This window comes from Candidatus Bealeia paramacronuclearis, from assembly GCF_035607555.1.
GTDB lineage: Bacteria > Pseudomonadota > Alphaproteobacteria > UBA9655 > UBA9655 > Bealeia > Bealeia paramacronuclearis.
In genome coordinates this window covers 125,086-136,868 of the sequence record NZ_JAVHWZ010000003.1, presented here as the reverse complement: position 1 = coordinate 136,868, position 11,783 = coordinate 125,086, and the positions used below count along the sequence as shown (strand labels likewise).

Here is an 11,783-nt window from a genome sequence, read left to right as displayed (position 1 = left end):
CGATGGGTATAATCGATTTCTTAAAAATATCCCAGTCTCACTGAAAATAATTTCTCAAATTTTTTGACACCTTCAGAAGTCACCATTACGATTAAACGATCATTGACTTTGATGATGGTTTCAGGGCGCGGAACGACGTTTTCGATACCTCTTAAAATACCGGAGACGATCATGGTTCCCGGTACGTTGATTTCAGAAATGGACATACCCACCACGGAGGATGTTCCCACCGCTTCCGCCTCAATCACCTCTCCGTACCCCTCGCGAATGGAATGAACTGATCGAATTCGGCCTCGTCTTACATATTGCAAAATGGAGGAGACCGTCAGGGCTTTGGGACTGATAACTGCGTCAATTCCAAGGGACGTCACCAGAGAAGAATAAGAGAGACTATTGACCAAACTTGTAACACTGTGCGCACCCAGGCGCTTGGCGAGAAGAGCTGCCAGAATATTAACTTTGTCATCGTCGGTCACGGCTACTACGATGTTGGTGACTTGTGCATTGGCTTCTTTTAAAATCTCGCGATCAAGTGCGTCACCACTCAGAACCACGGTCCTATTGAGCTGGTTTGCCACGAGTGATGCGCGGGTAATATCACGCTCAATCATCATGGTTGTAATCGCTGTGTGATTGGCCTCAACTTCTTGGGCCAAACATAATCCGACGTTGCCCCCACCTAAAATTAAAAGGCGTGTTGAGCGTTGCTCTGTGTATCCAAAAGCCTCGACCGCATTGGCAATTTGATCTTTCGGCACCAAACAATAGACTTCGTCTTCCATCTCAATACGGTCCGAATCATTAGGAACGAAGAAGCGTTCGCCCCGAACAATTCCCATAATGCTGAGGTCCAAATTTCGGAAAAGCCCCCCAATCAAACGCAGGGGCGTATTGACGATAGGACTTGTAGCGCGTGCCCGCATCCCCATGAAAATAAAGGTCCCGTCCCCAAACTCCAAAACCTCGAAGGCGCCTGGAATTTCAAGGCTGCGCCCGATGGCTTTGGCGACCTCAATTTCCGGCGAGATAATATGGTCAATAGGCATATGATCGGCGCGATAAAGATTGGACCACTGGGGTTCGAGATAGCTTTTACTACGCACGCGCGCGATCTTTAAAGGCACACCAAAAAGAGAATAGGCAATTTGGCAGGCGACCATGTTGACTTCGTCCGAATAGGTCACACCCACAATCATGTCCGCTTCTGCAATTCCGGCCTTAACTAAAACCTCAGGGTGAGACGCATGCCCCACAACAGCACGTACATCCAGCGTATCCGCTAAATGACTGACGATGGATTCAGACTGATCAATAACCGTAATGTCGTTATCTTGTTGGGAAAGATAACGGGCGATGCTGAAACCAACTTGACCCGCGCCGCAAATGACAACTTTCATGGGAAATAATCCTTAAGTGCCGTATTCCTTTTTGCGATCTACTTGTAGTGTCCTGAGTTTACGATGAAGAGCCGAACGCTCCATCCCGATAAATGTCGCCGTTCTTGAAATATTGCCTGAAAATTTATTAACCTGGGCCAAAAGGTATTCACGCTCAAAATGTTCGCGTGCATCCTTTAAAGGTAGAGAAAGAAGATCAACGCCAGTTCCTTCTTTTTGAAGTTGTCTTAAATCTTCGCTGCGTACATCCAAAGGTAATTCATCGGGCGTGATTATTTCGTCATTGGCCGCTGGCGTCATAATCATAAGACGTTCAACAACATTGCGAAGCTCCCGCACATTTCCGGGCCAATTGTGCGCTTTTAATGTGAGCATAGCGGGCTCTGAAAAAAGGCGCCCCGAAACACCGGCTTGTTTCGTGATGATTTGGGTCAAATGTTCAATGAGAAATGGGATATCATCGCGTCTTTGAGAAAGGGGAGGGATTTCGATGGGAACCACACTGAGACGATAAAACAAATCTTCACGGAATCGACCAGCTTCAATTTCGGCCTTAATATCTTTTTTTGTGGAAGACAAAATGCGTACATCCACTTGAACGATTTGCGTCCCGCCCACGCGCTTGAATGTTTGAGCTTGCAAGACTTGCATGAGTTTGGATTGAATTTCAGGGGTGAGGTCGGTCACCTCATCTAAATATAAGGATCCACCATGGGCTTGCTCAAGGATGCCAATTTTTTTGCCTTCAATTCCGAAAAGTTCGGCTTCCAAAGTCTCCGGGCTTAAAGAGGCACAATGAATAATATAAAAGGGTTTTGAGACTCTGGCGGAAAGACGGTGAATTTCTCGCGCCACAAGTTCTTTTCCGCATCCCATAGGGCCTGAAATCATAATACGGCTTGCGGTAGGAGCCACTTTCTCAATTGTTTTTTTGACTTTGGCCAAAGCTGGGGACTCTCCTACAATTTGGGTTTCTTCGTGAAATTGCTTTTTTAAAAGCGTATTTTCTTGCCGGAGTTGGGCCGTCTCTAAGGCCCTTGCGGTCACAAGTAAAAGCCGGTCTGTTTTGAAGGGTTTTTCAATAAATTCATAAGCTCCCAATTTGATGGCTTTGACTGCAGTTTCAATGGTGCCATGGCCTGAAATCATGACGACAGGAAGTGTGGGGTTGCTTTTACGGATCATCTCTAAAAGTTTGAGGCCGTCATATTGTGGATCCCCAAGCCAAATATCGAGAATGAGCAAATGGGGTTGACGTTTATTAATTTCATCAAGCGCACTTTGACCATCGGATGCCGTGCGAGTTTTATAACCCTCATCCTCAAGGATGCCTGAAATCAAACTCCGGATATCTTTTTCATCATCAACGATAAGGATATCTTGTTCCATTTTTTTCTTCTCCTTTAACTCGCAAGACGTTTTGAAGACACAACGACACGACCCAAGGTGAGCACCACTTCGGCTCCCCCGAGTTTACTATCCTGAAGTACGATTCGACCACCATGATCTTCCATAATCTTCTTCACAATGGCAAGGCCTAATCCTGTTCCTTCTTCGCGGAATGTGACATAAGGCTCCAGCAATTTCTCTCGCCCCTCTTTGGGAAGACCTGTGCCATTGTCATTGATTTTGAGGGTTAAACGATTGGGTTCAACATCAAGAGTAAGTTGAATTTCACCTTGAAAATGCTCATCCGCGTTTAATTTAGGAGTAATGGCATCGGCCGCATTTTGCAAAAGATTTGTGAGAGCTTGTCCCATTTGATTATCATCACAACGAATGATGATGTTTTTTTCAGGAGCACTAAATGTATAAGCAATTCTGGGGTGAGCCTGCTTTTGCAAAAACACAGCTTGCTCAATTAGCTCAATCAGATTTTTTTCTTTCATCTGTGGCGCGGGCATGCGGGCAAAAGCTGAGAATTCAGAAACCATATGCCCAATGTGTCCGACTTGCCTTACGATTGTATCCGTACAGGCTTGGAACGTTTCGGGATCATTATTGATTTGTTTCAGGTATCTTCGTTTTAGGCGTTCAGCCGCAAGTTGAATGGGTAAAAGTGGATTTTTAATTTCATGGGCAATGCGCCGCGCGACATCCGCCCAGGCCGCATTTTTTTGAGCCGCTTGAATTTCCGTAATATCATCAAACGTAATGACGTATCCGCGAATGCGATCACCTGTACGATCCACAGCCACCCGGAAAAGAAATGTGCGATATTCTCCTTCTTTGGGAAGGGTCAATTCTTGCTCAAGGAAATTATCCGTTCGCGTTGTGGTTTCGTCCAAAAGATCTCCAATGGGCGGAATAACATCGCTGAGTTTTTGACCCACGCGTCGCTTTAAATCTTTTCCAAGGAGAAGGGATGCCGATTTATTGGGAAGATAAATATGACCCTGCTGATCCAAGCCAATTACGCCGGCAGATACGCCCGCCAAAACCGTTTCTGTAAACCTGCGACGTTTATCGACTTGTTCATGGGCTTCAACAAGTTCTTTTCGCTGAGAAGCCAATTGCTCCGTCATGTGGTTGAAGGCTTTCGTTAATCGAGCGAGTTCATCATCGCTTTGATTGGTTATGACGCGCACGGACAAATCACCACTACTGACTTTTTCAGCCGCGTTAATTAATCGACTAATGGGTTTGACAAGGCGGTTTGCAAAAACGAGTCCACCCCAAATCGCTACCAAAAGCAAAAGCACTGCAATACCCACAAAGATGAGGGCAAATTTAATGGCAAGATAGGTGCTGTCGCCTTCAAGCTTTTCGTATTCATGGGCGGCCTTGGTGGCATTTTCGACGCGATCCAAAATTTGAGCATCGACCTTACGACCGACAAGGAGAAAAATGCCACGCTGAACATCAATCGGCGCCAAAGCTCTTACACGATGGCTCTCATCAGCTGTGTACGTCACAACATGACCACTTAAAACTTGTTTGATGTCATTAGATTGAATGGACTCAAAGGCCAGAGAATAAGAAAATTGAGAACGGGCCAGTACATTCATTTCTTTGTCAAAGATCACCCCCTCATCTAAAGAGCGATTTCGGACTTCTTCTGTGAGGCGTTCGGCCATGCGTGTAGGAGATAGCAGTAAAACGGGAAGCTCACGTGAAAGTGATGACGCAGAGGCCTGAGCATTGGCACTTATGACTTTTTCATGCTCCCGCAAATACCCTTCCGCAACGGCCATGGATTCTCCAACGGCAGTTTCCACACGCTGACTGAACCAACTTTGAACGCCGATGTTGAAGAAAAGAGCTGAAAATGCGGCCATTAAAATGGTGGGGGTAATCGCCAAAAGGCTGAAGATTCCAACCATACGACTGTGAAGTTGTGCCCCGGCTTCCCCACTTTTTCGTTTGACCCAAAGGGCTACAAATCGACGCGCGACCACACCGCCCAAAAGCAGCAAAAGAACAAGGTCTAAATAGAGGAGAAAAATCAGGAATTTTCGACCGCGAATAAGCGGTGGCGCATCGGTCAGGGCAATATACGTTGCAATGACAGAAACTCCTGTGGCAATAGCCAAAGCTACCGCCAGCTTTTCGCTAATGCGATGCTTTTCACTCCAAGCTGAAATGGTGCGAATTTGATTTTTCATGGTTGTAAGTATGCATCATCTGCGACGATTATGCCACAGTGAAATTAGAGGAGTTTGAAAGAGTTTACAAGTTGATCAAAATAATCGCCAGCTCTCTTACTCTCTAGAAAAAACATGTCGTCCTTCAAAGAGATGTCCGAATGCAGATAGAAGTGAGACAAAATTGGGAGGGATGGAGATGAGCTGAGCGCGCCCCCAAATTGCGCTGTAGCGAGGCTCATCTCCATTGCCACACCCAACCAGGCCTCAAGAATAGGAAATCTAAAAAACCTATTGATGGAGGCCTGGATGAGGATCCACGGATTACATAAAAATAAGCATAGGCTTTATCACGAGTTACGCAGTTTGCAGCAAAAGGGTGGGAATCTAAGCGAAAGACATGAGTTTTGTTATTTCTCTAGAGATATCATGCTTAATAACATCCCACTGCTGCTGATAAAAAGAGAAGCCTCCAGCAAGTCGTCTTTTAAATCTTTGAATCCAAGCCGAAATGGCAAGAAATATATGATTTCTTTGGGCTCGTCCCGTGCGAGACTGACAGCGTTCAAGACCGCATGTTTGCTTTAATTCCCGATGATAAACTTCGATTTTCCAACGCGATTTCATGACCAGTTCAATATGATCACGAGAGGGATTATCCCTATTGGTTCCGATATAATCCGTGCGACCGTTTTTGGCAACAAACCGGAAAACAGTAATCCATCCATATCCGCGTAAGTGAACTTTCAGTCCTTCATCTGGAATGTCCAGCTTTTCAAGAGTTTCTCCACGATTCACTTTCCTGTTTTTCTTCAACCCCATCACCCATGTCCAGCCTATGGATTCAATGGCCTTCAGATTATTCAAGCTCGAGTACCAAGCGTCTGCAACCACGTCATCCGGATTTATCCCTCTGTCTTGAGCCAGCTTTAACATTTCCCTGAAATGGTCATTCTTGCTTTTGCCATCGCTGGCTTTATCATAAATACGATAATCAACAGGAATAGAGTCATGACTCCTCAGGCCATGCCATACCAAATTGACAAGACCTATCCCCGCAATAACATCATGGGCATTCCCAGAATACTGATAATGCACAAGCTCTATCTTCTCGCTCCGATTTTTATCCAAAATTGTATCGTCACATACTAAAAAACAAGGTTCTTTCTTGTTAATAAGAGATTGAGTAAGATTCCACACTCCGCTCGGACGCAATGCACTAGAACTCAACCATCGATTGACGCTGTCATGCGACAATGGAATCGGTGACACCTCCGAAAGTGCCAACCCTGAATAGCGCACACTGCTGGCTTGTAAAAATGAACGATAAAGTGATTTTGTGCATTTGTGTCGAGACATCATTTCTTCTCATTTAATAAATATTCCCTCTCACCTTATCTCTTCTCTCTTCTCCTGCAAACTGCGTAACTCGTGTTTATGCATATGCGCGCACACAAGACTGTTTTGACGCCTATCGCAAACGGTATGAAGACGGCGTGAGGCTCTGGGAAAAGCTGAAATCTGAAAACGTTTGCGATTCCAGGTGCCAAGACATTTGCGCCATGTCTCGCGCAACTTATTATCGCCACAAGAAGATCCTGAAGGACCTTAACAAAGGGAGTGTTCCCCCTTCAAAAAAGCCACGAAATCTCAACAAACCGCACTGGGGAGAGGCAGAACTTCAGCTTGTGAAAGTGCGCCGCGAAAATCCCACCTATGGCAAAGAGAAAATCGCCATCATTCTCAAGCGAGACCATGGGCAAATCCTGAGCGAAAGCACCGTCGGCCGTATCCTGACCTCCCTCAAAAACAAGGGGCTTGTGCAAAAATCACCCTCCGCCCTGAGAACAAAAAGAAAAAGACAATTTAAAAGCCATGCAAAACCTTGGACTTTCAAGGATTATAAAACGATGACGCTTGGTGAGCGGGTTCAGATTGACCATATGACAGTCACCAAAAATGGTATCTGTTTCAAGCACTTCCAGGCTTGGGAAAGAGGCTCGAAATTTATCTATGCGAGTGTGTATGCCCATGCCAAGAGCTCAAGCGCCAAACGCTTCTTGCTTAAGTTTGTAAAGCAGGCCCCCTTTAAAATTCAATCCATTCAAGTTGAGGGAAGATCTGAATTTATGGCGGAATTTGAGGAAGCCTGTGAAGATCTGGGCATTCCCTTAATTGTTTTGCCCCCCAAAAAGCCCACTTACAACGGCGGCGTTGAGCGGGGAAATCGAATATTCCGGGAGGAATTTTACAACCAAAACAACCTCCTGGCTGATTCCATAGCTTCTATGCGCTTTGAGCTCTCTCAAGCTGTCTCAAAGTATAATTCTTATCGGCCTCATCGCGCCGCGAAAGGCCTCACTCCTTTGCACTATATTCACTCTCATATTCTCGAGGCCTCTTGAGTCTCATTTGTTATGAACTCCTACACTTGGTATTTCTGGTCTTGCAAAATGCCAGCAAAAAATGGACAATGCCCATCAGAGAATGGAAATTAGCACTCAACCAATTTGCTATCCTCTATTCAGATAGGGACCTCTAAATATTGACCCTATCTTTCACAACTTACACAAAATTTATGACACCCTCCTCCCTTTTTTATTTAGGACTTGAAGAGTCTGTGTTTCTTTTGCGAAATTAAATAAAAATAATTTAAAAAAAATTCAAAAAAATGGGAGGTCATTCAAGTGAAAAAAGGATTGTTCTTTACACTAACACTCCTTCTTTCTGCATCTGAACCCCCTCGAGTCTGTGCGCGTGGACCAATGGCGCGCTCTCAGATGCCGCAATTAACTGTTTCAGGAGAATCCACATTTAATGTTTGGTGGTTTCATAATCAAAATATAAAAAACAGCAATGACAACGACTTTGGTCAAGGATCCTTTCTCAATGAGAATCAAATTCCTTCATTGGCAGCGACTTTAACGTCGTCCTCGCTAAGCGGTGATACACAAAACGAATACGGACGTGGTTATATCTTTACCATGGACGATAGTCGCCTCAAATTTGATTTGTCTGGTGTCTCTGATTATGGCACGGACTATGGACTCGTTGTGAATATAGATACCAACACAGAACAAACTTTTGGCGATAAGACCATCAAAGAAACTTATGTTTGGATAGATGGAGTGTGGGGGTGTTTGACCCTTGGTAATACAAATGGTGTTGAAGAATTTATGGCTTTTGGGGGATACGATCCTCTTGGGGGTACAGGTGGGTTTGATGGTAACTTTGATCGTGTGGTCAATCTTGTAACAGGCACTGTGACGTCCGTAGGAATTGTGGAAGGAACAGATAAATCTACAAAAGTGATCTATCAAACACCCCGTTTTTACGGATTTCAAGGAGGTCTTTCTTTTGCCCCACAATATGGACACCTTGGAGAAAATAAGATTCAAAGCACAAAAGATTATTCTTGGAATGGTGATCTTCAGCCATTTGATCGCAGAAGTACTTCACTCGCCCTAAATTATATGAATGATTGGAAAAATGGACTTTCTCTTGGCGCTTCTTTGACAGCTGTGTTTGCAAAGACACTACCTGGTTTTTCAGGCTCTCAGTGGTTTATTGTTGACCAAAATAATACGGTTATTGTGCGTGGTGCTGGCAACCGTAAAAACACAGCAGGTTATGCAATGGGAACCAGCATGCACTATAAGGATTTTCAATTTGGGGTTGAATTTGGGGATAATGGGAAATCCCATGAAGTCAAAGACCTGAAAGTGCAAACTGGACAAGAAACTAATGCCGGTTGTTTTATGGATACAGGTATTGCTTATCATTTTGGTCCGACAAAACTCAGTTTTGGATATATGTACACCAAACGTAAAGCCATTCATTTGAATGTAAACAATACGTTTGGCAAAGCTCAAAATCGGACCCATATTTTATCAATCGATCTTGATCATAAATTGGCGCCAGGAGCAGGCGTTTACTTTGAATACGTTCACTTAGATATGAAAAATGAAGGTTTTAATGTAGATGCAATGATCAATAATACACGAGTTACGCAGTTTGCAGCAAAAGGGTGGGAATCTAAGCGAAAGACATGAGTTTTGTTATTTCTCTAGAGATATCATGCTTAATAACATCCCACTGCTGCTGATAAAAAGAGAAGCCTCCAGCAAGTCGTCTTTTAAATCTTTGAATCCAAGCCGAAATGGCAAGAAATATATGATTTCTTTGGGCTCGTCCCGTGCGAGACTGACAGCGTTCAAGACCGCATGTTTGCTTTAATTCCCGATGATAAACTTCGATTTTCCAACGCGATTTCATGACCAGTTCAATATGATCACGAGAGGGATTATCCCTATTGGTTCCGATATAATCCGTGCGACCGTTTTTGGCAACAAACCGGAAAACAGTAATCCATCCATATCCGCGTAAGTGAACTTTCAGTCCTTCATCTGGAATGTCCAGCTTTTCAAGAGTTTCTCCACGATTCACTTTCCTGTTTTTCTTCAACCCCATCACCCATGTCCAGCCTATGGATTCAATGGCCTTCAGATTATTCAAGCTCGAGTACCAAGCGTCTGCAACCACGTCATCCGGATTTATCCCTCTGTCTTGAGCCAGCTTTAACATTTCCCTGAAATGGTCATTCTTGCTTTTGCCATCGCTGGCTTTATCATAAATACGATAATCAACAGGAATAGAGTCATGACTCCTCAGGCCATGCCATACCAAATTGACAAGACCTATCCCCGCAATAACATCATGGGCATTCCCAGAATACTGATAATGCACAAGCTCTATCTTCTCGCTCCGATTTTTATCCAAAATTGTATCGTCACATACTAAAAAACAAGGTTCTTTCTTGTTAATAAGAGATTGAGTAAGATTCCACACTCCGCTCGGACGCAATGCACTAGAACTCAACCATCGATTGACGCTGTCATGCGACAATGGAATCGGTGACACCTCCGAAAGTGCCAACCCTGAATAGCGCACACTGCTGGCTTGTAAAAATGAACGATAAAGTGATTTTGTGCATTTGTGTCGAGACATCATTTCTTCTCATTTAATAAATATTCCCTCTCACCTTATCTCTTCTCTCTTCTCCTGCAAACTGCGTAACTCGTGTAATAGTTCAAATATGCTTCCCAATTCAACAGCACTGGCCTCTGGTAGTGTCACAGCAGGTCCCGTGGGCCCAAAACAAAAATCTGATGTCGTTGTTTTGGGGACTAAGGTTAAATTTTAACCTTAGTTTCTCAAACTCAAAATCCATGATGAAATTTATGACGGATGGTTATATAGTGAGATCCTAAATTCAGTTTGATCTCGTGAGTCCATGGTTAAAAAATCTTCAAATGCATTGCAATTGATCTCCTCTGAAGGCAGCTCTCTTGAGGCTATGATGGAACGCACTCTTCCCCAGAGTGTGGATGCGGAGCAAGCTTTACTGGGTGCACTTTTGCACAACAATCTCGTATATGAACGGGTTGCTGAATTTTTGCGCCCTGAGCATTTTGCAACGGCTGTGCATGGGAAAATTTTTCAAGCTTTGGGCACGCTCATTAATCGGGGGCAAGTAGCTGATCCCATTACGCTTCGTGATTATTTTGAAAAAGATGCCTCCCTTCAGGATGTGGGTGGAGGGCAGTATCTGGCGGAGCTTGCGACCAACATCGTCTCAATTATTAATAGCGAAGATTATGCCCGAAAAATTTATGATCTTTATTTGCGCCGCCAACTGATTGATATCGGTGAGGAGGTCGTCAATACGGCCCATACGTTTAATTTAGAAACAACCGCCTCAAATCAAATTGAGATCGCGGAAAAGAAACTGTTTGATCTTGCGACCTCAGGTCATCAAGAGCGTGGAATTCAGACTTTTACTTCTGCCCTGACGGCAGCCATTAAAACGGCAGAAATTGCTTACAAACGGGACAGCCACATAGTGGGTGTGACATCAGGACTTGTGGATATCGACAAACGCTTAGGTGGGCTTCACCCGTCTGACCTTTTGATTTTGGCAGGCCGTCCTTCCATGGGAAAGACAGCGCTTGCGACCAACATTGCCTTTAATGCCGCCAAAGCTCAATTGCAAAAACGCGAAGGGGCTCATGTGGCTTTTTTCTCTCTTGAGATGTCCGCCGAGCAATTGGCCAATCGTCTTTTGGGTCAAGAATCGGGAGTCTCCTCTGACAAAATCCGACGCGGTGAAATTAGCCAAAATGACTTCCCTAAATTTGTGGAAGTGAGTCGAGAATTAAGTCAGCTTCCTCTTTATATTGACGATACTCCGGCCTTGAGCGTGCCGGCCATTCGAACGCGCGCACGGCGTTTACAGCGCCAAGAAGGTCTCGGGCTCATTGTTATTGATTATTTACAATTAATTGGATCCCCAGGCGGCGGCAAGGGAAATGAAAATCGTGTGCAAGAACTTTCTGAAATTACCCGAGGCCTTAAAGCTTTGGCCAAAGAATTAAATGTACCCGTCATCGCCTTGTCTCAGCTTTCCCGTGCCGTTGAACAACGGGACGACAAGCGCCCTCAGCTTTCCGATTTGCGCGAATCAGGATCCATTGAGCAAGACGCCGACGTTGTGATGTTCGTCTATCGGGAAGAATATTATGAGGCTCGCAAGGAGCCCACGCCAGGCACGGATAAATATCGCGAGTGGGATGTTCATATGACCCAAATCCGAAATCTGGCAGAAGTCATTATCGCCAAGCAACGTCATGGTCCTGTGGGGACGGTCAAGCTTCACTTTGAGGGAGCTCTCACCAAATTCTCGAATTATATTGAACAGAGTTATTTGCCCCATGAACATTGATGTTAAGAGTGGATTCCTCAC

At 44.6% G+C, this 11,783-nt stretch carries 8 protein-coding genes; 3 read left to right on the top strand and 5 right to left on the bottom strand.

The window, feature by feature from the left end:
• Positions 1-20: 20 nt before the first annotated feature.
• The 4 genes from trkA to Bealeia2_RS08895 all read right to left on the bottom strand — a co-directional run bounded on the left by trkA (position 21) and on the right by Bealeia2_RS08895 (position 6,340).
• Positions 21-1,397: a Trk system potassium transporter TrkA gene (trkA, locus tag Bealeia2_RS08910; protein ID WP_331256689.1), complete on the bottom strand. Its 1,377-nt coding sequence runs from the start codon at positions 1,395-1,397 to the stop codon at positions 21-23.
• 12 nt (positions 1,398-1,409) lie between these two features.
• A complete protein-coding gene (gene ntrX, locus Bealeia2_RS08905; protein ID WP_331256688.1) occupies positions 1,410-2,786 on the bottom strand; it encodes a nitrogen assimilation response regulator NtrX in 1,377 nt (458 codons plus the stop codon).
• Between the two features lie 14 nt (positions 2,787-2,800).
• The gene (locus tag Bealeia2_RS08900; RefSeq protein WP_331256687.1) at positions 2,801-5,002 is read right to left on the bottom strand and encodes a sensor histidine kinase NtrY-like; all 2,202 of its coding nucleotides are present in this window, start codon (positions 5,000-5,002) and stop codon (positions 2,801-2,803) included.
• A gap of 366 nt (positions 5,003-5,368) precedes the next feature.
• Complete coding sequence (locus Bealeia2_RS08895; RefSeq protein WP_422388038.1) at positions 5,369-6,340, bottom strand: IS701 family transposase; 972 nt, start codon at positions 6,338-6,340, stop codon at positions 5,369-5,371.
• 20 nt (positions 6,341-6,360) lie between these two features.
• On the opposite strand from Bealeia2_RS08895, the gene Bealeia2_RS08890 reads away from it, so the two are divergent.
• Both Bealeia2_RS08890 and Bealeia2_RS08885 read left to right on the top strand, forming a co-directional pair.
• Positions 6,361-7,386 (top strand): integrase core domain-containing protein, encoded by a 1,026-nt coding sequence (locus Bealeia2_RS08890; RefSeq protein ID WP_462346304.1) that lies wholly within the window; start codon positions 6,361-6,363, stop codon positions 7,384-7,386.
• A gap of 375 nt (positions 7,387-7,761) precedes the next feature.
• Positions 7,762-9,033 carry a porin gene (locus Bealeia2_RS08885; protein WP_331256685.1) on the top strand — a complete coding sequence of 424 codons (1,272 nt, stop codon included), beginning with the start codon at positions 7,762-7,764 and terminating at the stop codon, positions 9,031-9,033.
• Here Bealeia2_RS08885 and Bealeia2_RS08880 read toward each other — a convergent pair.
• The gene (locus Bealeia2_RS08880; protein WP_422388038.1) at positions 9,017-9,988 is read right to left on the bottom strand and encodes an IS701 family transposase; all 972 of its coding nucleotides are present in this window, start codon (positions 9,986-9,988) and stop codon (positions 9,017-9,019) included. The genes Bealeia2_RS08885 and Bealeia2_RS08880 overlap by 17 nt on opposite strands.
• A 286-nt stretch (positions 9,989-10,274) precedes the next feature.
• Here Bealeia2_RS08880 and Bealeia2_RS08875 point away from each other — a divergent pair, with 286 nt between their 5' ends.
• Entirely contained in the window at positions 10,275-11,762 is a 1,488-nt protein-coding gene (locus tag Bealeia2_RS08875) for a replicative DNA helicase (RefSeq protein WP_331256684.1), read from the top strand.
• Positions 11,763-11,783: the final 21 nt, after the last annotated feature.